This is a genomic window from Pseudomonas sp. NY11955, from assembly GCF_048068035.1.
Taxonomy (GTDB): Bacteria; Pseudomonadota; Gammaproteobacteria; order Pseudomonadales; family Pseudomonadaceae; genus Aquipseudomonas.
In genome coordinates, this window is record NZ_JBLUPS010000007.1 from 290,266 (window position 1) to 310,790 (window position 20,525).

Consider the following 20,525-nt stretch of genomic DNA (forward strand, 5'->3'; position numbering starts at 1 on the left):
CTTGTGCTGCGAAGCGGCCGGCACACAAATAAAAATATTTTCCATTTGGCACTGCAAGTTCCTGCAAGCCAGATCGTCGTAGTGGGACTGATCAGCAACCCATTCTCATTTACGACTTGTCAGGAAGCTCATTCGTGCCTCTGATGCTCAAGCCCTTGCACCGCCGTCGCGGTCCTCTTCACCACGCCCTGATGTCCTGCAGTGCCCTGGCCATGCTGGTCGGTCCACTGCATGTATGGGCCGCGACGACCACCGAACAGACCCAGATGCAGGCTCGCCAGGTCCAGCTCGACCTGCCAGCCCAGCCACTGGACCAGGCCCTGACCACCTTCGCCGACCAGGCCGGCCTGCACCTGCTGTACACCACGGGCGATGCCGCAGGCGTAACCAGCCCAGCGTTGCAGGGCAGCTACAGTGTCGAGCAGGCCCTGCAGCAGCTGCTGGCCGGCAGCGGCATGAGCTGGCAGTTCAGCGATGCCCGTACGGTCACCCTGCGTAAAGCCGAGGCCGTGCCGCAGGCGGTCAACCTCAAACCGATCGAAGTCAGCGTGGCCTCGCGCACCAGCACCGCCATCAGCGAAATCCCCGGCACCGTCTGGGTGGTCGACCAGCAGCAGTTGCGCGAGCAGATCGACAGCGGTGTCAGCTTGAAGGAAGCCATCGGCAAGCTGGTACCAGGTCTCGACCTGGCGCCGGAAGGGCGCACCAACTACGGCCAGAACATGCGCGGGCGCAACGTGCTGGTGATGATCGACGGGGTCAGCCAGAACAGCTCGCGCGGCCTGTCGCGCCAGTTCGACAGCATTTCGCCGTTCAACGTCGAGCGCGTCGAAGTGCTGTCGGGGGCCAGCGCCATCTACGGCGGCGGCGCCACCGGCGGTATCATCAACATCGTGACCAAGAAGGGCGAGCCCGGCCCGGCGCGCTTCGAGACCCAGCTCGGCGCCAGCAGCGGTTTCAACAACAGCGACGACCTGGCTACCCGCTTTGCCCAGTCGATCAGCGGCGGCAACGAGAGGGTCAATGCCCGGCTGGGCATTTCCGGCGAGCAGAACGAAGCCTTTTACGATGGCGCTGGCGATCAGATCTTCATCGACAACACCCAGACCGACCTGCAGTACAACCGCACCATCGACGTGCTCGGTACCTTGGGCCTGCAGCTGAACGATCAGCAGAGCCTCGACCTGTTGGCCCAGTATTACGATTCGGGCAACCACGGCAGCACGGGTATCTACTTCCCCAACCTCAACTACAACGCGCCATCCGACCTGGAAGACGCCGAGCTGCGCAGCGGCTATTCGTCGGACCTGGAGCCGCGTACCCGGCGCCTGCTGCTCAATGCCAACTACCACAACACCGACGTGTTGGGGCAAGACTTTTACCTGCAGGCGTCGTACCGCAAGGAAGACGACAACTTCTACCCGTTCCCGTACTACAACCGCGCCACGCCCACCGGGTCGCGTGGGGTGTATTTCGCAGCCTCGCAGCAGAACTTCGAGGTCACCAGCCTCAAAGGCTTGTTCGCCAAGCAGTGGGACACGTTAAAGCTGACTTACGGCGTCGACCTTGACCGTGAGCGCTTCAATGCCGAGCAGACCACGTTCAACGCCCTGACCTCGTCCGAATCGGGCGGCCTGGAGATGGACAAAGACAGCAAGGCCGCGCGTTACCCCAGCTATCGGGTCGATGGTGTGTCGGTGTATGCCCAGTTGGACTGGCACGCCACCGACAACCTGACCTTCTCGGGCGGCGCCCGGCGCCAGCAAATGGACGTGGATGTCAGCGATTTCAAGGGCGTGCCCGGCGGCAGCAACGATTACCAGGTCAACCTGTTCAACGTCGGTGCCATCTACGACTTCAAGAACGGCCACCAGGTGTGGACCAACTATGGCGAAGGCTTCGACCTGCCCGACCCGGCCAAGTACTACGGCAAGCCGGGCCTGAGCGTAGCCGACAACCCGCTGGCCGGCATCAAGAGCCGCCAGGTGGAGCTGGGCTGGCGCTATGCCGACCTGGACTGGGATGCGCAGGCAGCGCTGTACTACATCTGGTCGGACAAGATCATCAACGTCGATTCGCAAACGCTGACCATCAACGTGGAAGAGCAGAAAAGCCGCGATTTCGGCTTTGAAGGTGCGCTGACCCGGCACTTCCAGACCGGTTGGGAAGCCGGCGGCACGTTGCACCTGACCCGCTCCGAAGAAGAGGCTGCAGACGGTGGCTGGATCAAGCGCGACGCCCGTTATGCTTCGCTGTCCAAGGCCACCGCGTTCGTCGGCTGGAAGGGCGATGGCCGCAGCGCGCGGTTGCAGGCCAACCATGCTTTCAGCCTGAAGGACGATGCCGACCACGAAATCGACGGCTACACCACCTTCGACCTGCTGGGCAGCCAGGACACCGGTTTCGGTACCTTCAGCGCCGGCATCCAGAACCTGCTGGACAAGCAGTACAGCACGGTCTGGGGGCAGCGTGCGACGCTGTTCTATTCACCGACCTACGGGCCAGCGTACCTGTATGACTACCAAGGGCGTGGGCGCACCTACACGCTGACCTGGAGCATGGCTTACTGATTGTTGCCGCCTGATCCGGCCTGTTCGCGGGCACGCCCGCTCCCACAGGTACCATTTTTGTGGGAGCGGGCGTGCCCGCGAACAGGCCGGCTCAGGCAAACGCCGCCAGCAGATCCTGCACGAACGCCTGCTGGGCCTCGCTCACCCCCTGTGCCCGGTGCCGGGCGAGGGTAAACGGCACCACGAAGTCCAGCCCCGTATCCAGCGCCCACAGCAGCCCCTCGGCCTCCCACCCCAGGGCGCAATGGCAGGGCAGATAACCGATATGCCGCCCCGACAGAATGAACGTCAGCACGCTTTCGATCTGCTCTGCCACCGCCATGCTGCGCCGGCTCTGGAACGGCTCACCGCTCTTGAGAAAGCGGTACGGATGGCGCACCTGGTCCATGTCCAGCAGCCGCTCAAGCCCAACCCCCGACTCGCCGAACAGCACATGCCCCTTGGCGCAATACAGCCGTTGCCGCTCTTCGAACAATGGCTGGTAATCGAAGGCCGCCTGGTTGCCGGAAAAGTAGCTGATGGCGTAATCCAGCCGCTGCTCCAGCAACAACCGTTCAAGCTCGGCCGGCGGTGCACTGATCAGTTCCAACTGCACCGATTCTTCTCGCCTGCGAAACGCCGCGATGGCCGCCGCCAGCTTCAGGCTCACCGCCTTGTCCTGGTTTTCCGCCATGCCAATGCGCACGGTACCCAGCAACCGCCCGGCAACGCCGTTGGCCTGCTGGCGAAACTGTTCGATGTTCAGCAACAGCCCACGTGCCGCCTCCAGTAACAGTTCGCCTTTTTCCGTCAGGCGAAAACCGCCTTTGCCGCGACTGCACAGCCGGTAACCCAGGCGCGCCTCCAGCTGTGCCATGCGTTGGCTGATGGTGGGCTGGCTCAGGCCCAGCACGCCCTGCGCGGCGCTGAAGCCACCGGCCTCGACTACAGTGACGAACAGCCGCAGCAGGTGCAGGTCGGGGTCGTGCACTTGTCCCAGCATTACATTGCTCCCGATGAATGTTAGCTTTGCAAACTTGCCATTTCAGCAATGTAACCCGGCTGGCATGCTCGCGGCATCCACCCATTTGCCGAGGTGTCCGCCATGCGTCGATCGTTGTGCCTGTTGTCCTTGGTTTTGGCCCTGCCGCTGCAGGCCGAAGAAAAGGTCGTCAATCTCTACAGCTGGGCTGACTATGTCGCCCCGCAAACCCTCCAGCGCTTCGAACGGGAAACCGGCTACAAGGTGCGCTACGACACGTTCGACACCACCGAGGTACTGGAAACCAAGCTGCTGACCGGTGGCAGCGGCTACGACGTGGTGGTGCCGTCATCCACCGTGCTGGCCCGGGCGCTGAAAGCCAATGCCCTGCAACCGCTGGACGCCCAGGCCATGCCTGGCTACGACAACCTCGACAAAGACCTGCTGGCCAAGCTGGCCGAGGCAGACCCTGGTAATCGCCATGCGGTGCCGTACACCTGGGGCACCCTGGGCCTGGGGGTAAACGTGGAGGCCGTACGCCAGCGCCTGGGCGATGTGCCGCTGGATAGCCTCGACCTGCTGTTCAAGCCCGAGTACGCCAGCCGTCTGAAGGATTGCGGCATTGCCATGCCCGATTCGCCACAGGAGGTGATTGGTGTAGCCCTGAACTACCTGGGCAAGGACCCTTACAGCCAGAACAAGGATGATCTGGCTGCCGCGCAGACCCTGCTCAGCCAGTTGCAACCGTCGATCAGCTACGTCGCCAACGGCCGGCAGATCAGCGACCTGGCCAATGGCAGCGTGTGCCTGGCGCTGACCTACAACGGTGATGCGGCCATGGCCGCCGACCAGGCCCGCCGTGCCGGCAAGCCGTTCGAGCTGATTTACCGCATCCCCCGCGAAGGCACGCTGGTGTGGCAGGACAACCTGGTCATCCCCAAGGATGCCCCGCACCCCGAGGCTGCGCGGGCGTTCATCGCCTTCATGCTCAAGCCCGAGTCGGTGGCGGCGCTGACCAACACGTTGTTCTTCGCCAACGCCAACCAGGCCGCCACGCCGTTGGTGGACGAGGCGGTGCGCAATGACCCGGACATCTATCCGCCCGCCGAGGTGCGCCAACGTCTGTTCGCCGACCGCAGCATGGCTCTGGCCGACCTGCGCCAGCGCAACCGCCTGTGGACGGCCTTTCGCAGCCGTCAGTGACTGATGACAACCAAGGAGCCCGACCGTGGAGCAAGCCGCAAGCAACGACCAGGCGATCACGCGCGACAGCCTGTATGGCACTGCCGCAGAAAGTACTTATGCCGGCATTACCAGTTTCTCCCGCCGCCGCTACAGCCGCGACTTGCGCGGTGTGGATGTGGTGGTCAGCGGGGTGCCGTTCGACACCGCCACCAGCAACCGCCCTGGCGCGCGTTTCGGCCCACGGGCGATCCGCGCCGCCTCGGTGCAGCAGGCCTGGGCCCGCCACTGGCCGTGGGCGTTCGACCCGTTCGACCACCTGGCGGTGATCGACTATGGCGACTGCGCCTTCGACAGTGGCACGCCGCAGTCGGTACCGGACAGCATCGAGGCCCATGCCGAGTCTATTCTGCAGGCGGGTTGCGCCATGCTCACCCTCGGTGGCGACCATTTCATCAGCTACCCACTGCTCAAGGCTCACGCCCGCCGCCATGGCCCGCTGGCGCTGATCCACTTCGATGCCCACAGCGACACCTGGCCGGACGAGGAGGGCAAGCGCATCGACCACGGCACCATGTTCTGGCATGCCGCCCGCGAAGGCCTGGTGGATCCGGCTCACTCGGTGCAGATTGGCTTGCGCACCACCAATGACGACAGCCAGGGCTTTGCCATCCTCGATGCCCGCCAGGTGCACCGCCAGGGTACCGAGGCGGTGATTGCAGCGATACGCCAGCGAGTGGGCGAGCGGCCGGTGTACCTGACCTTCGACATCGACTGCCTTGACCCGGCCTATGCGCCTGGCACGGGTACGCCGGTGTGTGGCGGGCTCAGCACGGTGCAGGCGCTGGAGATTCTGGGCGGGCTGCGTGGGATCAACCTGGTGGGTATGGACTTGGTGGAAGTGGCACCGGCCTATGACCATGCCGATATCACAGCGCTGGCGGGGGCGACTTTGGCGATGGAGATGCTGTGCTTGTATGCGGCGCGGCATAAGGTGGACAAGGGGCAGTGATTTGGGGCCGCTCTGCGGCCCATTCGCAGCACAAGGCTGCTCCTACAAGAGCAGCCTTGTGCTGCGAATGGGCGCATACTGAAACATCAGGAATCATCTCGATTCATATTCACACTTTTGCCGCGAACCCCTCGCGCCTTAGGCTATCAAACCCACCAGGCGCGGCATTTTCGTACAGGAGGTGAAGCATGACCCCGACATTGCCCATCCTGGCCCTAGGCCTGGCTTTGTGCCTGCCCGCGCACGCTGCCCCGCAGCAGCCCCTGCAACTGGCCGCCGGCAACAACAACCCCTACAACAGCCCGATCCAGCGCGCCAACCCCAATAGCCGGCAGGGCAGCATGCAGGCCACGCCACCGGTACGCGGCCCGTCCACCGATCCGTACCAGCGCACGCCTACGCTGGACAACCGCGGTATCGGCAATGGCGACAACTTGCGCCGCCAGCAGCAAACCCCGAACCTTGAACCCACCCGGCCTGCGCGCGACAACCCGCGTGCGCCGTAAGTCCAGCCGAAAGGAATTCTGCATGCTTCGAGCACCCTGGCTAGCCACCCTGACTGCCGCCGCGTTGCTGCCCTTGTTGACGCATGCGGCGGGGGAGCAGCAGTTTCGCAGTGAAGAAGGCACCTTGACCGTCGATACGCTTGCCGATGGCCTGCGCAACCCCTGGGCCCTGGCGTTCCTGCCGGGCGGCAAGGACATGCTGGTGACCGAGCGCGCCGGCAACCTGCGGCTGGTCAATGCCGAAGGCAAGGTTGGCCCGCCAATCAGTGGGCTGCCCAAAGTCTGGGCCGAAGGCCAGGGCGGCCTGCTGGACGTAGTGCTGTCGCCGGAGTTCGGCAGGGACCGCACCGTTTACCTGTCCTACGCCGAGGAGGGCAGTGACGGCAAGGCTGGCACGGCGGTCGGCCGCGGGCAGTTGTCCGAGGACCGTGCCCGGTTGGAGAACTTCACCGTGATCTTTCGCCAGCAGCCCAAGCTATCGGTGGGTAACCACTTTGGCTCGCGGCTGGTGTTCGACCGCAACGGCTACCTGTTCATCGCCCTGGGCGAGAACAACCAGCGCCCCACTGCTCAGGACCTGGACAAGCTGCAGGGCAAGATCGTGCGCATTCTGCCGGACGGCGAAGTGCCCAAGGACAACCCCTTCGTCGGCAAGGACAACGTGCGGCCAGAGATCTGGTCGTTCGGCCACCGCAACCAGCAAGGCGCTGCGCTCAACCCCTGGACCGGCAAGCTGTGGACCCACGAACACGGCCCGCGTGGCGGGGATGAAATCAACATGCCTGAACCTGGCAAGAACTACGGCTGGCCGATTGCGACCCACGGCATCAACTATTCGCTGCTGCCGATCCCTGAGGCCAAGGGCAAGCATGTCGATGGCATGGTCGACCCGCATCATGTATGGGAAAAGTCACCGGGCATCAGCGGCATGGCGTTCTACGACAGCCCGACGTTCAAGACCTGGGACCACAACCTGTTTATTGGCGCGCTGGCCACCCAGGAATTGATCCGCTTGCAGTTGGACGGTGACAAGGTGGTGCATGAAGAGCGCTTGCTCGGTGAGCTGAAGGCGCGTATCCGCGATGTGCGGGTGGGGCCGGATGGTTACCTGTATGTATTGACCGATGACAAGGACGGCGCGCTATTGAAAGTGGGCCTGGGCGACGGGGCCTGACTCGCTGGCACAGCGGTACGTGTAGAATGGCGCATGGCTATCGACCCCCAATCCCTTTACCAGCAAGCCCTCGCCACTCAGGGTTACGTCGCCGACCCTGCTCAGGCCCGCGCCGTCGAGGCCTTGCAAGCCTGCTTCGAGGTTGTCGAACAGGGCCGTCCCGCCCAGGGCGTCTACCTCTGGGGCCCGGTCGGCCGTGGCAAGACTTGGCTGATGGACCAGTTCCACCGCTGCCTGCGCCTACCCAGTCGGCGCCAGCACTTCCATCACTTCATGGCCTGGGTCCATCAGCGCCTGTTCCAGCTTAAAGGCACTGCCGACCCGCTGCTGGCCTTGGCCCGGGAACTGGCCGGGCAGATCCGCGTGTTGTGCTTCGATGAGCTGTTCGTCAGCGACATCGGTGATGCAATCATCCTTGGCCGCCTGTTCCAGGTACTGTTCGACCAGGGCGTGGTAATCGTCGCCACCTCCAACCAGCCACCCGCGCAGCTCTACCGCGACGGTTTCAACCGCGAGCGGTTCCTGCCGGCCATCGCGGCTATCGAGCGGCATATGCAGGTATTGCCGGTAACAGGCGAGCAGGACCACCGCCTGCACCCTGGCGCAGCGCGGCAGCGCTACTGGGTGGCAGAGCTGGGAAAGGCCAGCCAGCTGGACGAGGTGTTCCGCCAGCTCAGCCCGGATGACGGCGGCACCGATCAGCCCTTGGTGATCGGCTCCAGGCACATTCACGTAGTACGCCGCAGTGAGCAGGCCATCTGGTGCCGCTTCACCGATTTGTGCGAACAACCTTTGGCGGCGATGGAGTTCATGGCCTTGTGCGACCGTTTTCCGGCGATTCTGCTATCCGGCATTCCGGCGCTGGGTGGTGAACAGCGGGCGGGGCGCATTGCCCGTGGCACCGAGGATGGCGCGGCCCGAGTGGTGGCAGGCGATCGCGAACTGCCAGCGCTGTCGCCCAAGGACGATGCGGTGCGCCGTTTCATTGCCCTGGTCGACGAATGCTACGACCGCCGTGTGGCGCTGTACCTGGAGGCACAGGTGCCGCTCGATGCCCTCTACACTCAAGGGTATCTGGCGTTCCCGTACCAACGGACCCTGAGCCGGCTACGGGAGATGCAACTGCAACGCTTCGCCTGAAAAGGAGCCGAACCATGCAGCCGTTGTCGCATCACTTGCTGACCCAAGCCTACAACAATGGCTGGGCCAACCACCGCCTGTACAAAGCCTGTCTGCAGCTGACCCAGGATGAGTTCGTCGCTCCGCGCTGCAGCTTCTTCCCGTCGATCAAGGCCACGCTCAACCACCTGCTGACGGTGGATTGGTTCTACCTGCACATGCTCGAGTGCGAGCAGCGCGGCGAGCAGCCCGATGCCGATGGCGAGCGCTTCTTCGACCCGCTGGAGCCGTTTGCCACCTGTGCCGATCTGTATGCCGAGCAGGCCCAGGCCGACCATCGGTTGATCGCCTACTGCCAGGCGCTGAGCGATGGCGAACTGGGCCGTTATGTGAGCATCGTGCGGCCTGAGCGGGTGCAGCGCGAGCAGCGGCTGCGCTTGCTGGCACATCTGTTCGAACATCAGGTGCATCACCGTGGCCAGGTGCATGCGATGCTCAGTGATACGGCGGTCAGGCCGCCACAATTGGATGAGTTTTTCTGCGAGGAAGAGGCCGGGTTGCGGGCGGACGACTTTGCCGAGCTGGGTTGGACTGAGGCGCAGGTCTGGAGAGTGTAGGGGGCTGCAACGCAGCCCCCAAAGATTGGCTTACTTGCCCAACCACTCGATCAGTGTGCGATTGAACCGTATCGGCTCTTCGATCTGCGGCGCATGCCCCATGCCTTCGAAGGTGATCAGCTCGCCCTTGGGGATCAGCCTGGCCACCTGCGGCCCCAACGCTGCATACTTGCCCAGCTTCGCCTTCACCTGCGGCGGTGCAATATCGCTGCCGATGGCCGTGGTGTCCTTGTCGCCGATCAGCAGCAGGGTCGGCATTTGCAGGTCCTTGAACTCGTGGTACACCGGCTGGGTGAAGATCATGTCGTAGATCAACGCCGAGTTCCACGCCACCACTTCATGCCCCGGCCCTTTGTTCAGACCCACCAGCATCTGCACCCAGCGCTCGTATTCTGGCTTCCAGCGCCCGGCGTAATAAGTCTTGCGCTCATACTCACGCACCCCTTCGGCATCCAGCTTGAGCTCGCGGGCATACCACTGGTCCACCGTGCGGTAGGGCACGCCCAGGGCTTTCCAGTCTTCCAGGCCAATCGGGTTGACCATCGCCAGGCGTTCTACCTGCTGTGGGTACATCAGTGCATAGCGGGTGGCGAGCATGCCACCGGTGGAGTGGCCGAGCACGATGGTTTGCTTTACCCCCAACTGTTCGAGCAGGGCATGGGTATTGGCCGCCAACTGCTGGAAGCTGTATTGGTAATGCGCCGGTTTGCTGGAGGTACAAAAACCGACCTGGTCTGGGGCAATGACCCGGTAGCCAGCCTTGCTCAAGGCGTCGATGGTGGTTTCCCAAGTGGCGGCGCAGAAGTTCTTGCCGTGCATCAACACCACGCTGTGGCCGTTGGCCTGGCCCTGGGCAGGCACGTCCATGTAGCCCATCTGCAGGGCCTGGCCCTGTGAGTTGAAGTCGAAATGCTTGAGTGGGTGCGGGTAGCTGAAGCCTTCGAGCTGGGGGCCATAGGTGGGCGACTCGGCGGCGATGGCCGAACTGCCAGCCAGGCAGGCCAGGGCCAGGGCGGTTGCGCGCAGCATGGGGGCACTCCGTGTAGGGCCATGTAGGAATGGGCGACTTTAGCAGCCAGGCGTGCGACGGGAACGTGAAAGGTGTTACCAGGCGTGAAACCAGCCCAGGGTGATCATGGCCAGCACCGCATAGCGGCCGGCCTTGGCCAAGGTCACCAGTAACAGGAAGCGCCAGAATGGTTCACGCATGATCCCGGCGATCAGTGTCAGCGGATCACCGATCACGGGCATCCAGCTGAGCAACAGCGACCATTGCCCCCAGCGCTGGTAGCGCTGCTGCGCACGCGCCAACTGGGCTGCACTGAACGGGAACCAACGCTTGTCACGCAGGTGCTCGATGGCCCGACCCAGCAGCCAGTTGACTACCGAACCCAGCACATTGCCCAGGGTGGCGACCAGCAGCAGCGTCGCCCAGGCCTCGGGCTGGCGCAGCAACAGGCCGACCAGCACGGCCTCCGATTGCAGCGGTAGCAGGGTGGCGGCACCAAAGGCACTGAGGAACAGTGCCCACAGGCTGAGCATCAGTAGTTGGCTACAACGGTGTCCTGGCCATCCTGGGTCACACCGATGACCTGGTAGGCATCCTTGTGGTCACCCATTTCCATACCCGGCGAGCCCATGGGCATGCCCGGCACGGCCAGGCCCTTGAGGTCGCTGCGTTTGGCCAGTAGCCGTACCTGCTCAGCCGGTACATGGCCTTCGACGAACTTGCCGTCGATCACCCCGGTGTGGCACGACGCCAGGCGTGGCGCCACGCCCAGGCGTTGCTTGACCGCGCTCATGTTCGGCTCGACGTGGTCGTTGACGGTGAAACCGTTGTCACGCAGGTGGCTGATCCAGGCTTTGCAGCAGCCGCAGTTGGGGTCGCGGTAGACGTCGATGGTTTCGGCGGCCTGGGCCAGGCCGGTGACGGCCAGCAGGCCCAGGGTCAGCAGGTGTTTGCGCAGCATGGTGAAGCACTCCTTTAAAAACGCAGGCGGATACCGGCGACCAGGCGGGTCTGGCCCAGGTCTTCGCCGTCTTCGCGGGCCTGGTCGGCACGGGTGCCGTGCAGGCGGTTGAAACTGACCCCGACGTAGGGCGCGAAGCCGCGGGTGATCTCGTAGCGCAGGCGCAGGCCCACCTCGCTGTCGGCCAGCCCCGCGCCTTGCTCGCGCCCGGCGTCGTTGCGGCCGTAGAGGTTGGCCTCCAGGGTCGGTTCCAGTATCCAGCGGTTGGTCAGCAGCATAGCGTAAGCGGCTTCCAGGCGCAGCGCGGTCTGTTGCCGCTCGCCGGCATAGGCGGTGGCTTGCAACTCCAGGCCGTACAACGGCGTGCCCTGGATACCGAAGGCAGCCCAGGCCTGGCCACTGGCGGGCTTGAAGTCCTGGCGCAGGCCGGCCACCAGCTCCCACCACGGGCTCACGGCATGGCCCCACAGCGCCTGCAGCTCGGCCTTGTGGGTCTTGCCCTGTTCGCGCTCGCCTTCCGTGCGCAGCCACAGGCGGTCGATATCGCCGCCGACCCAGGCGGTGGCATTCCAGTTCAGGGCACTGCTGCTCTCGAAGTTTTGATATTCGAGTTTGTCCACGATCACTGCCCAGTTCAGCGCCCGGTCATGCACCTGGTGCCCAGGCAGTGGCGGGAAGGCGGCGCGACGATCGGCGTCGGTGATGGCAGACAGGGGCGTACGAGGCTGGCTGAGGGCTGCCTGGCCATGGCCCATGCTTTCATGGTTCATGGCGCCGTGGTCCATGCTGGCGTGGTTCATGTGGTCCATGCCTGCAGCCATCGCCCTCTCGCTGGCGAGCAAGGTCAACAGCGTCACGCCAGCCACGATGCTGCGGTTGCGAGTGTCATTCATCGACGCGTACCTCGCGGAACATGCCGGTCTCCATGTGGTAGAGCAGGTGGCAGTGGTAGGCCCAGCGGCCGAGGGCATCGGCGGTCACCCGGTAGGAACGGCGGCTGCCGGGCGGGATGTCGAGGGTGTGCTTGCGCACCAGGAACTGGCCGTGCTCGTCTTCCAGGTCGCTCCACATGCCGTGCAAGTGGATGGGGTGGGTCATCATGGTGTCGTTGACCAGGGTGATGCGTACCCGCTCGCCGTAGGTCAGGCGCAACGGCTCGGCATCGCTGAACTTGATGCCGTCGAACGACCAGGCGAAACGCTCCATGTGGCCGGTCAGGTGCAGTTCGATGTCGCGTGACGGTGCGCGGCCGTCCGGGTCGGGGTAGGGGCTGCGCAGGTCGGCGTAGGTGAGTACGCGGCGGCCATTGTTGCGCAGGCCGATGCCAGGGTCGGCCAGGTTGGGGCGTGGGGCCATGGTCTGCATGTCCACCAGCGGGTTGTCGGCTTCGCTGGCCGGGTGTTGCTGCATGGCCGGCATGGCGGCGTGGTCCATGCCGGCCATGTTGCTGTGGTCCATGCCTGCCATGGCGCCCATGCCACCGTGGCCCATGTCATCCAGGGTCAGTACCGGGCGCGGGTCGGGTGCGGGCACTGGTGCCTGCAGCCCGGCGGCGCGGGCCAGGGTGCCGCGGGCGAAGCCTGTGCGGTCCATGCTCTGGGCGAACAGGGTGTAGGCGGGTTGGTCGCCCACGGTCACCAGCACGTCATAGGTCTCGGCCACGGCAATGCGCAGCTCGTCCACGCTAACCGGCGTCACCGGCAAGCCGTCGGCGGCGATCACCGTCAGCTTCAGCCCGGGGATGCGGAAGTCGAAATAGGTCATGGCCGAGGCGTTGATCAGCCGCAGGCGCACGGTCTCGCCCGGCTGGAACAGGCAGGTGAAGTTGCCCTCCGGCGGCTGGCCGTTGAGCAGGTAGGTGTAGGTGGCGGCGCTGATATCCGCCAGGTCGGTAGGGCTCATGCGCATGCGTGCCCAGGCCGTGCGCTCGGCCACGGTCGGGCTCCAGCCCTTGTCGGCAACGTCGTCGATGAAGTCGCCAACGGTGCGCTTGTGGTAGTTGTACGCGTCGGACTGTTTCTTCAGGGTGGCCATCAGCTGCTCCGGCGCCTGGTCCGACCAGTCGCTGAACAGCAGCACGTGGTCGCGCTGGTAGCGGTGCGCTTCGGGCTCGCGTGGCTCGATCACGATCGCCCCATAGACCCCGGCCTGTTCCTGCAGCCCCGAATGGCTGTGGTACCAGTAGGTGCCGCTCTGGCGCAGGGTGAACTGGTACAGGTAGTCGCCGCCGGGCTCGATGCCGGCGAAGCTCAGGCCCGGTACGCCGTCCATGTTGGCTGGCAGGATGATGCCGTGCCAGTGGATCGAGGTGTCCTGCGCCAGCCGGTTGCGCACGCGCAGGGTCACGGTGTCGCCTTCGCGCCAGCGCAGCAGCGGGCCAGGCAGGCTGTTGTTGATGGTCAGGGCGGTGCGCGGGCGGCCGGTGATGTTGACCGGGGTTTGGCCGATGAACAGCTCGAAGTGCTGGCCGGCCAGGTCACGGCCTTCGGCGGCCTGGGCCAGCGGGCGCCACAGCCCCAGGCCCGCCAGCGTGCTGGCGGCGCCCAGGCCTTTGACGAAGGTACGGCGGGTGGGGTTGCGCAACATGGCGTGGCCTCATGCGGGTGAGCCACGATGTTCGCTGCCGCCGCCTGTCAGGTAGCTGAGGCGCACATTACAGCGTTGTCAGCTTGCGGCCTCGTCGGCGCCGAGGTCGCGCATCAGCAGGCCGTAGTCGAGGGCAACCTGCTCCGGAATCGGCAGATACACCACATGGCCATCGCCCGGCGCCACCTCGATGGCCTGCTGCTGGCGGTTGCACAGGCGGTGCAAGTCGAAGTGGTAGTTGCCGCGCGGGGTCATCAGCTCCAGGTGGTCGCCCACGGCGAAGCGGTTTTTCACTTTGACTTCGGCCAGGCCGTCGACGCGCACGCCGGTCAGCTCGCCTACGAACTGCTGGCGCTCGGACACCGAATTGCCGCGCTGGTAGTTCTGATACTCGTCGTGCACGTGGCGGCGCAGGAAACCTTCGGTGTAGCCGCGTTGAGCCAGGGATTCGAGGTTGCCCATCAGGGCGCGGTCGAATGGCCGCCCGGCCACCGCGTCGTCGATCGCCTGGCGATAGGACTGCACCGCGCGAGCACAGTAGAAGTGCGATTTGGTGCGGCCCTCGATCTTCAGCGAATGCACGCCCATCCCGGCCAGGCGCTCGACGTGCTGAATGGCGCGCAGGTCCTTGGCATTCATGATGTAGGTGCCGTGTTCATCCTCGAACGCCGGCATTTCAGTGCCAGGGCGGTTGCTTTCCTGCAGCAGGAATACCTGCTCGGTCGGGGCGCCCAGGCCGAGGGTGGGCTGCACTTCGCGCACGATGTCGCCAGTGAGATTCTCGGTGGCGGGCGTGGCGTCGTATTTCCAGCGGCAGGCGTTGGTGCAAGTGCCCTGGTTGGCGTCACGTTTGTTGAGGTAGCCCGACAGCAGGCAACGGCCGGAATAGGCCATGCACAGGGCGCCGTGGACGAACACTTCCAGCTCCATGTCCGGCACCTGCTGGCGGATTTCTTCGATTTCTTCCAGCGACAGCTCCCGCGACAGGATCACCCGGCTCAAGCCCAGCTGCTGCCAGAACTGCACGCTGGCCCAATTGACCGTGTTGGCCTGCACCGACAGGTGCACCGGCATCTGCGGGAAGTGCTGGCGCACCAGCATGATCAGGCCGGGGTCGGACATGATCAGCGCATCCGGCGCCATCTCGATCACGGGCGCCAAGTCCTTGAGGAAGGTCTTGAGCTTGGCATTGTGCGGGGCGATGTTGACCACCACGTAGAAGCGCTTGCCCAGGGCATGCGCCTCCTGGATGCCCAGCGCCAGGTTGGCGTGGTCGAATTCGTTGTTGCGCACCCGCAAGCTGTAGCGTGGTTGGCCGGCGTAGACCGCGTCGGCACCGTAGGCAAAGGCGTAGCGCATGGTCTTGAGGGTGCCGGCGGGGGCCAGCAGTTCGGGCTTGGCGGTAGTGTTCATGTGCGCACCGGGGCAAAAGGCGCGGATCCTAGGGCCAGTGGCAAACCCGCGTATTGATTTGCATCAAGGGAGTAACGGCACTTTTAGCCAAGCGGCGAGCACTAATATCCCAGAAGCCACTTGAGGACTTGCGATGAACGAAACCGCGCTACAGAACAGGGCCCTGGCAGTGCTCCTGGCGCTGGTGACCATTGCCTTTTTCTGGATCCTGCTGCCGTATTACGGCGCCATCTTCTGGGCGGTGATCCTCGGCATCCTGTTTGCCCCGCTGCAGCGCCACCTGCTGATCCGCTTCGGCCGGCGACGCAACCTGGCCGCGGCCACGACCACGCTGGTGTGCCTGCTGGTGGCGATCCTGCCGGTGATCATCACCAGTGCGCTGCTGGTTCAAGAGGGCGCCACCCTGTACCAGCGCATCGAAAGTGGGCAACTGGACATCGCCGGTTACGTCGAGCGCGGCAAGGACATGCTCCCGGCCTTCGCCCAGCATGGGCTGGACAACATGGGCATGGGCAACCTCGATGGCTTGCGCGAAAAGATCACCAAGTGGGCAACCCAAGGTAGCCAGGTGTTGGCCAGCCAGGCGTTCAGCTTTGGTCAGGGCACGTTCGAGTTCGTGATCAGCTTTGGCATCATGATGTACTTGCTGTTCTTCTTTCTGCGTGAAGGGGCCGACCTGGCCCGGCGGGTGCGGCTGGCCGTGCCGCTGCCCGAACACCAGAAGCGCCGTTTGCAGCTGAAGTTCAACCGCGTGGTGCGGGCGACGGTGAAAGGCAACGTGCTGGTGGCCATTACCCAAGGGGCGCTGGGCGGCTTCATCTTCTGGGCGTTGGATATCCCCAGCGCGCTGGTGTGGGCGGTACTGATGGCGTTTCTATCGCTGCTGCCGGCGGTGGGCGCGGGCATCGTCTGGGCGCCGGTGGCCGCGTATTTCCTGTTGACCGGGGCGATACTGCCGGGGGTGATCCTGACCGCATTCGGGGTGTTGGTGATCGGCCTGGTGGACAACTTGCTGCGGCCGATCCTGGTGGGCAAGGATACGCGCATGCCCGACTACCTGATCCTGGTGTCGACCCTGGGCGGGCTGGCGGTGTTCGGCCTCAATGGTTTCGTGATCGGGCCATTGATTGCGGCGCTGTTCGTGTCCAGTTGGGCGATCTTCGCGGCGAGCAAACCGCAGGTGCAATTGCCGCAGTAGCGGTTTACCGACGTGTCCAAGGTTGGGGTCAATGGTGTTACCGACACTGTTATGCAAAACAGCGCGGAATCTGTAGGAGCAGCCTTGTGCTGCGAAGAGGCCATTGCAGCTGAAGAGGGTCTTCAGCCTTACCGGCCTCTTCGCAGCACAAGGCTGCTCCTACAGGTACGGCGCCCGTCGATGGGCGCCAATCGCTGGGTCAGAAGGCTTGTGGCATCTCGCCTTTGGCCAGGCGGCGGTTGATGTCGGCAATCACTTCGGGCAGTTCGTTGATGGTGTCGATCAGGTAGTGTGGGCGGGAGCCGGCAAACAGCGCATGGATGCGTTGGCGCTCGCTTTCCAGTTTTTCCGCACTCAGCGCCCGGAAGCCTTCCCAGGTCAGTCCCAGCGCATTGCCCGAGCACACCAGCGCTACGGTCCACATGCCGGCACGGCGGCCTTCGAGAATGCCTGGCACGGTGTCGTCAACCTTCACGCAGGCCGCCACATCGTCAATCCCCAGTGCGATCACGTTGGCCAAGGCCTGGGCCGGCCAAGGTCGGCCGTTCGGGGTTTCGTCGGTAGCCACCACGTGGTCGGCCACGTAGCCATTCTGCGCCGCCAGCTCCACTACCTTGTCCATGACCACTTTCGGGTAGCCCGAGCACGAACCGATCTTCAGTCCGTCCCCGCGCAGCCCCGTCAAGGTCTCAAGTGCGCCAGGGATCAGTGCGGAATGCACGGCAATCTTCTCGATTTGCAGCGGCATGAAGCGGTTGTAGATAGCCGTGACGTCATCGTCGGTCGGGGTGCGGCCAAACACCTTGCGGTAGCGTTCGGCAATTTCCGGCACGTCGCACAGGGTGCGGATGTGGTCCCACTTGCCCATGCCCATCGGGCCACGGGCTTCTTCGATGGTCACCTGTACATCGAATTCGGCGAAGGCTTCGACGAAAATCTGGGTTGGCGCGAAAGAGCCGAAGTCGACCACGGTGCCTGCCCAGTCGAGGATGGCGGCTTGCAGCTGGGTTGGGTTGCTGTAGTTCATGTGCGCTAATTCCTGAATTCGGGTGGGCAAAGGGTCAGATGTCCAGCACTTCCATTTCCCGCAGCACGTCGGCCACGGCATTCACGGCGGCTTGCATGCCGTCCGCCCCGACCACGCCGATGCAGCCGACGCGGAAGGTTTCGACCTGGGTCAGCTTGCCTGGGTAGAGGATGAAACCCTTGGCTTTGACCCGCTCGTAGAAGTCCTTGAACTGGTAGCGGGCGTCGTTCGGCGCGTGGAAGGTGACGATGATCGGCGCTTGGATATCAGCCGGCAGGAAGCTGCGCAGGCCGATGGCGGCCATGCCGTCGAGCAGGGTCTTGCAGTTGTCGGCGTAGCGCTGGTGGCGGGCCGGCAGGCCACCTTCCTCGTTATATTGCTGCAGCGCTTCATGCAGGGCTGCGACCACGTGGGTAGGCGGGGTGAAACGCCACTGGCCGGTCTTGGCCATGTAGGCGTGCTGGTCGTGCAGGTCCATGGCCAGCGAGTGGGCATTGCCCTCGGCGGCGGCCAGGGCGGCTTTTTCGGCAAAGACGAAGCCCATGCCTGGCACACCTTCCAGGCATTTGCCGGAGGCGGCGATCAGCGCTTCGAAGGGGATTTCACGGGCATCGATCGGCAATGCGCCGAACGAGCTCATGGCATCGATGATCAGGCGCTTGCCATGGCGTTTGATGACCTGGGCAATCTCGGGCAACGGGTTGAGGATACCGGTGCTGGTTTCACAGTGAATCAGCGCCACATGGGTCACGGCCGGGTCGGCAGCCAGCAGGCGGTCGACATCGGCGGCGGTGGTCGGCTGGTCTTCGGCAGTTTCGAAGGTGCTGTAGGTACGGCCCAGCACTTTGCAGATCTTCGCCAGGCGCTGGCCATAGGCGCCATTGATCAGTACCAGCACCTTGCCGTCGCGCGGCACCAGGGTGCCGATGGCGGCCTCCACGGCAAAGGTGCCGCTGCCTTGCAGCGGCACGCAGTGGTGGCTGGCGCTGCCGTCGATGATCGCCAGCAGTTGCTCACAGACACTGGCCGTCAGTTGGTTGAAGTCACGGTCCCAGGAGCCCCAGTCCACCAGCATGGCTTGGCGGGTGCGGATTGATGTGGTCAGGGGACCTGGGGTCAGCAGAATCGGGGCGTTGCTCATTCCGTTATTCCTCACAAGCGGTGGGCTGAAACTACGGGGCCTAGGTTGCAATTCGCGCTGCCATCAATCAAATTGTTTGTTGTTATCCCAGCTATAAGTCAGGCCGATAAATATGAACCTGTTCCAGCTACGCGCCTTCGATGCCGTGGCCCGTGAGGGCAGCTTCACCCGTGCAGCCGAGCGCCTGTTCATCAGCCAGCCGGCGGTGACAGGGCATGTGAAGGCACTGGAGGAGCACTACCAGATCACCTTGCTGCGCCGTACCGCCCGGCGAGTGGAGCTGACCGAGGAGGGAACCCGGTTGGCGGCCATCACCCGTGCCATGTTCGGCCTGGCCGAAGAAGCGCAGGCCATGCTCGAGGCCAACCGCCAGTTGCTGACCGGGCGCCTGGAGGTAGCCGCCGACGGCCCACACCGGGTGATGCCCATGCTGGCGCAGTTGCGCGAACGCTACCCCGGCATCACGGTCAATTTGCGCCTGGGCAACGCGCAGGAAACGCTGGCGGCACTGCTGTCCGAACATGCCGATGTGGCGGTGCTGACCGAAATCGAAGCGCGCAAAGGCCTGTATCTGCAAAACCTGTGCGAATCGCGCCTCTGCGCGTTGTTACCAGCGGGGCATGCCTGGGCTAACGAAGAAGGCGACTTGCCCCTGGTCGCGTTGCACCAGCAGATCATGGTGCTGCGCGAACCCAGTTCGACCACCCGGCGCACGTTCGACAAGGCCTGCGCCACCGCCGCTGTGCAGCCGCGTGTGCAACTGGAGTTGGACAGCCGTGAGGCGGTCACCGAGGCGGTGGCATCGCAGCTGGGCATTGGTGTGGTGTCGTCCACGGAAGTGGCCAACGACCCACGGGTGGTGGCGCGGCCGCTAGCCGGGCAGGGCCTGGTCAACCAGCACATGGTCGGCTGCCTCGAACGGCGTCGTGAGTTACGCTTGATCCAGGCATTCCTGGGCCTGGCGGCCAGCCTCTGAGCCGGCCTAATATGCCGGCCTAACCGGATGGACTGCTGATGAGCGAGAAAGACACCATTTCCATGCAACTGGTGCGCGAGGCCTTGTTGCAGACCTGCCCGGCAGGTGAGCCGGATGCCGCGTTGCTGGCCCGCGCCGGTATCGACGCTAAGCAGTTGCAAGCCCCGGATGCACGGGTCAGCGCCGAGGCTTATGCCCGGCTGTGGCGCTTGCTGGCGCGGCGTTGCAACGACGAGTTCTTTGCCATGGACCCGCGCGGCCTGCGCAGCGGCAGCCTGGCGTTCCTGTGCCGAGCGAGCATGGCCCAGCCAACCTTGGGCGAGGGCCTGGACACCGCGCTGGCGTTTCTTTCGCTGATGCTCGAGGACCTGCAGCCGAGCCTGGTGCGTCAACAGGGCTTGGCCGAAATTGTCATCAATGAGCCGCGTGATCAGCCACGGCGCGCGTTCACCTACTTCACCTTCTGGATGATCGTGCACGGTGTGGCCTGCTGGCTGGCCGGGCGACGCATTGCCATTCTGGCCATTGAGCTGCGTTGTGCCGAGCCACCGTTTTGCGACGATTACCGGGTGATGTTCTCGGAAAACCTGCAGTTCGAGCGGCCGCGCACCCGCATGATCATCAGTGCGGATTGCCTCGACCTGCCGCTGCGCCGTAGCCCAGAGGACCTGCAGCGTTTTCTGGCCGAGGCGCCCGGCAACATCTTGGTCAAGTACCGTGATCCGGCCAGCCTGGCACGGCGTATCCGCGCCGACTTGCTGCAATTGGACCCGTCCCGTTGGCCGGATGCCGATGCCCTGGCACGACAATTGTGCCTGTCGCCGTCGACCTTGCGACGTCGGCTGGCGGAGGAGGGGCAAAGCTACCAGGTACTCAAGGACAGCGTCCGACGTGAGCTCGCCATCGCCTGGTTGAGCCAGGTCGAAGTGCCCATGGGGGAAATTGCCGAGCGCCTTGGGTTTGCCGATGGCAGTTCGTTCTACAAGGCATTTCGCAAGTGGTTCGGTTGCAACCCTGGGCACTACCGTGCATTGATCCAGGCCCGGGGGGCGGCTGGCTGAAGGGTGCTGATT

General features: G+C 64.3%; 19 protein-coding genes. 10 read left to right on the top strand and 9 right to left on the bottom strand.

What is annotated here, in order from left to right; translation table 11 throughout:
* Positions 1–143 precede the first annotated feature (143 nt).
* Positions 144–2,570 carry a TonB-dependent receptor gene (locus ACNFBR_RS16020; RefSeq protein WP_416735837.1) on the top strand — a complete coding sequence of 809 codons (2,427 nt, stop codon included), beginning with the start codon at positions 144–146 and terminating at the stop codon, positions 2,568–2,570.
* A gap of 91 nt (positions 2,571–2,661) precedes the next feature.
* On the opposite strand, the gene ACNFBR_RS16025 is transcribed toward ACNFBR_RS16020, so the two are convergent.
* Complete coding sequence (locus ACNFBR_RS16025) at positions 2,662–3,552, bottom strand: LysR family transcriptional regulator (protein WP_416735808.1); 891 nt, start codon at positions 3,550–3,552, stop codon at positions 2,662–2,664.
* Between the two features lie 102 nt (positions 3,553–3,654).
* On the opposite strand from ACNFBR_RS16025, the gene ACNFBR_RS16030 reads away from it, so the two are divergent.
* The 6 genes from ACNFBR_RS16030 (at position 3,655) to ACNFBR_RS16055 (ending at position 9,141) form a co-directional block, all read left to right on the top strand.
* Complete coding sequence (locus ACNFBR_RS16030; RefSeq protein ID WP_416735809.1) at positions 3,655–4,734, top strand: polyamine ABC transporter substrate-binding protein; 1,080 nt, start codon at positions 3,655–3,657, stop codon at positions 4,732–4,734.
* Positions 4,735–4,759: 25 nt separating this feature from the next.
* Complete coding sequence (gene speB, locus ACNFBR_RS16035; RefSeq protein ID WP_416735810.1) at positions 4,760–5,725, top strand: agmatinase; 966 nt, start codon at positions 4,760–4,762, stop codon at positions 5,723–5,725.
* A 188-nt stretch (positions 5,726–5,913) separates the two neighbouring features.
* Positions 5,914–6,231, top strand: a complete 318-nt coding sequence (locus ACNFBR_RS16040; RefSeq protein WP_416735811.1) for a hypothetical protein — start codon at positions 5,914–5,916, stop codon at positions 6,229–6,231.
* 22 nt (positions 6,232–6,253) lie between these two features.
* Positions 6,254–7,405 carry a PQQ-dependent sugar dehydrogenase gene (locus tag ACNFBR_RS16045; RefSeq protein ID WP_416735812.1) on the top strand — a complete coding sequence of 384 codons (1,152 nt, stop codon included), beginning with the start codon at positions 6,254–6,256 and terminating at the stop codon, positions 7,403–7,405.
* 33 nt (positions 7,406–7,438) lie between these two features.
* Positions 7,439–8,545 carry a cell division protein ZapE gene (zapE, locus tag ACNFBR_RS16050; RefSeq protein ID WP_416735813.1) on the top strand — a complete coding sequence of 369 codons (1,107 nt, stop codon included), beginning with the start codon at positions 7,439–7,441 and terminating at the stop codon, positions 8,543–8,545.
* Positions 8,546–8,559: 14 nt separating this feature from the next.
* On the top strand, positions 8,560–9,141 hold the full coding sequence (locus ACNFBR_RS16055) for a DinB family protein (RefSeq protein ID WP_416735814.1): 582 nt from the start codon (positions 8,560–8,562) through the stop codon (positions 9,139–9,141).
* Between the two features lie 30 nt (positions 9,142–9,171).
* On the opposite strand, the gene ACNFBR_RS16060 is transcribed toward ACNFBR_RS16055, so the two are convergent.
* From ACNFBR_RS16060 to yegQ, 6 genes are all read right to left on the bottom strand, one after another.
* Positions 9,172–10,170: an alpha/beta fold hydrolase gene (locus ACNFBR_RS16060; protein ID WP_416735815.1), complete on the bottom strand. Its 999-nt coding sequence runs from the start codon at positions 10,168–10,170 to the stop codon at positions 9,172–9,174.
* Between the two features lie 75 nt (positions 10,171–10,245).
* Positions 10,246–10,683, bottom strand: coding sequence for a YqaA family protein (locus tag ACNFBR_RS16065; protein ID WP_198753064.1), 438 nt, complete (start codon positions 10,681–10,683; stop codon positions 10,246–10,248).
* Positions 10,683–11,111: a DUF411 domain-containing protein gene (locus ACNFBR_RS16070; RefSeq protein WP_400621174.1), complete on the bottom strand. Its 429-nt coding sequence runs from the start codon at positions 11,109–11,111 to the stop codon at positions 10,683–10,685. The genes ACNFBR_RS16065 and ACNFBR_RS16070 overlap by 1 nt, the downstream gene beginning before the upstream one ends.
* Positions 11,112–11,125: 14 nt before the next feature.
* Entirely contained in the window at positions 11,126–12,004 is an 879-nt protein-coding gene (locus ACNFBR_RS16075; RefSeq protein ID WP_416735816.1) for a copper resistance protein B, read from the bottom strand.
* Positions 11,997–13,694: a copper resistance system multicopper oxidase gene (locus ACNFBR_RS16080; RefSeq protein WP_416735838.1), complete on the bottom strand. Its 1,698-nt coding sequence runs from the start codon at positions 13,692–13,694 to the stop codon at positions 11,997–11,999. Before ACNFBR_RS16080 ends, ACNFBR_RS16075 begins: the two co-directional genes overlap by 8 nt.
* 81 nt (positions 13,695–13,775) lie before the next feature.
* Complete coding sequence (gene yegQ, locus ACNFBR_RS16085) at positions 13,776–15,110, bottom strand: tRNA 5-hydroxyuridine modification protein YegQ (RefSeq protein WP_416735817.1); 1,335 nt, start codon at positions 15,108–15,110, stop codon at positions 13,776–13,778.
* Positions 15,111–15,243: 133 nt separating this feature from the next.
* Here yegQ and ACNFBR_RS16090 point away from each other — a divergent pair, with 133 nt between their 5' ends.
* Positions 15,244–16,308, top strand: a complete 1,065-nt coding sequence (locus ACNFBR_RS16090; RefSeq protein WP_416735818.1) for an AI-2E family transporter — start codon at positions 15,244–15,246, stop codon at positions 16,306–16,308.
* A 199-nt stretch (positions 16,309–16,507) separates the two neighbouring features.
* On the opposite strand, the gene phnX is transcribed toward ACNFBR_RS16090, so the two are convergent.
* Both phnX and ACNFBR_RS16100 read right to left on the bottom strand, forming a co-directional pair.
* Positions 16,508–17,335: a phosphonoacetaldehyde hydrolase gene (gene phnX, locus ACNFBR_RS16095; RefSeq protein WP_416735819.1), complete on the bottom strand. Its 828-nt coding sequence runs from the start codon at positions 17,333–17,335 to the stop codon at positions 16,508–16,510.
* A gap of 34 nt (positions 17,336–17,369) precedes the next feature.
* Positions 17,370–18,476 (bottom strand): 2-aminoethylphosphonate--pyruvate transaminase, encoded by a 1,107-nt coding sequence (locus ACNFBR_RS16100; protein ID WP_416735820.1) that lies wholly within the window; start codon positions 18,474–18,476, stop codon positions 17,370–17,372.
* A gap of 112 nt (positions 18,477–18,588) precedes the next feature.
* Here ACNFBR_RS16100 and ACNFBR_RS16105 point away from each other — a divergent pair, with 112 nt between their 5' ends.
* Positions 18,589–19,452 carry a LysR substrate-binding domain-containing protein gene (locus tag ACNFBR_RS16105; RefSeq protein ID WP_416735821.1) on the top strand — a complete coding sequence of 288 codons (864 nt, stop codon included), beginning with the start codon at positions 18,589–18,591 and terminating at the stop codon, positions 19,450–19,452.
* A 38-nt stretch (positions 19,453–19,490) separates the two neighbouring features.
* Positions 19,491–20,513 carry an AraC family transcriptional regulator gene (locus ACNFBR_RS16110; protein WP_416735822.1) on the top strand — a complete coding sequence of 341 codons (1,023 nt, stop codon included), beginning with the start codon at positions 19,491–19,493 and terminating at the stop codon, positions 20,511–20,513.
* Positions 20,514–20,525: the final 12 nt, after the last annotated feature.

Excerpts from the sequence above, each read along its gene's own strand:
- ACNFBR_RS16020 (WP_416735837.1), top strand. The coding sequence starts at position 144 with ATGCTCAAGCCCTTGCACCGCCGTCGCGGTCCTCTTCACCACGCCCTG.
- ACNFBR_RS16040 (WP_416735811.1), top strand. The coding sequence starts at position 5,914 with ATGACCCCGACATTGCCCATCCTGGCCCTAGGCCTGGCTTTGTGCCTG.
- yegQ (WP_416735817.1), bottom strand. The coding sequence starts at position 15,110 with ATGAACACTACCGCCAAGCCCGAACTGCTGGCCCCCGCCGGCACCCTC.
- phnX (WP_416735819.1), bottom strand. The coding sequence starts at position 17,335 with ATGAACTACAGCAACCCAACCCAGCTGCAAGCCGCCATCCTCGACTGG.
- ACNFBR_RS16030 (WP_416735809.1), top strand. The coding sequence starts at position 3,655 with ATGCGTCGATCGTTGTGCCTGTTGTCCTTGGTTTTGGCCCTGCCGCTG.
- zapE (WP_416735813.1), top strand. The coding sequence starts at position 7,439 with ATGGCTATCGACCCCCAATCCCTTTACCAGCAAGCCCTCGCCACTCAG.
- ACNFBR_RS16090 (WP_416735818.1), top strand. The coding sequence starts at position 15,244 with ATGAACGAAACCGCGCTACAGAACAGGGCCCTGGCAGTGCTCCTGGCG.
- ACNFBR_RS16100 (WP_416735820.1), bottom strand. The coding sequence starts at position 18,476 with ATGAGCAACGCCCCGATTCTGCTGACCCCAGGTCCCCTGACCACATCA.
- ACNFBR_RS16070 (WP_400621174.1), bottom strand. The coding sequence starts at position 11,111 with ATGCTGCGCAAACACCTGCTGACCCTGGGCCTGCTGGCCGTCACCGGC.
- ACNFBR_RS16055 (WP_416735814.1), top strand. The coding sequence starts at position 8,560 with ATGCAGCCGTTGTCGCATCACTTGCTGACCCAAGCCTACAACAATGGC.
- ACNFBR_RS16075 (WP_416735816.1), bottom strand. The coding sequence starts at position 12,004 with ATGAATGACACTCGCAACCGCAGCATCGTGGCTGGCGTGACGCTGTTG.
- ACNFBR_RS16025 (WP_416735808.1), bottom strand. The coding sequence starts at position 3,552 with ATGCTGGGACAAGTGCACGACCCCGACCTGCACCTGCTGCGGCTGTTC.
- ACNFBR_RS16060 (WP_416735815.1), bottom strand. The coding sequence starts at position 10,170 with ATGCTGCGCGCAACCGCCCTGGCCCTGGCCTGCCTGGCTGGCAGTTCG.
- ACNFBR_RS16110 (WP_416735822.1), top strand. The coding sequence starts at position 19,491 with ATGAGCGAGAAAGACACCATTTCCATGCAACTGGTGCGCGAGGCCTTG.
- ACNFBR_RS16105 (WP_416735821.1), top strand. The coding sequence starts at position 18,589 with ATGAACCTGTTCCAGCTACGCGCCTTCGATGCCGTGGCCCGTGAGGGC.
- ACNFBR_RS16045 (WP_416735812.1), top strand. The coding sequence starts at position 6,254 with ATGCTTCGAGCACCCTGGCTAGCCACCCTGACTGCCGCCGCGTTGCTG.
- ACNFBR_RS16065 (WP_198753064.1), bottom strand. The coding sequence starts at position 10,683 with ATGCTCAGCCTGTGGGCACTGTTCCTCAGTGCCTTTGGTGCCGCCACC.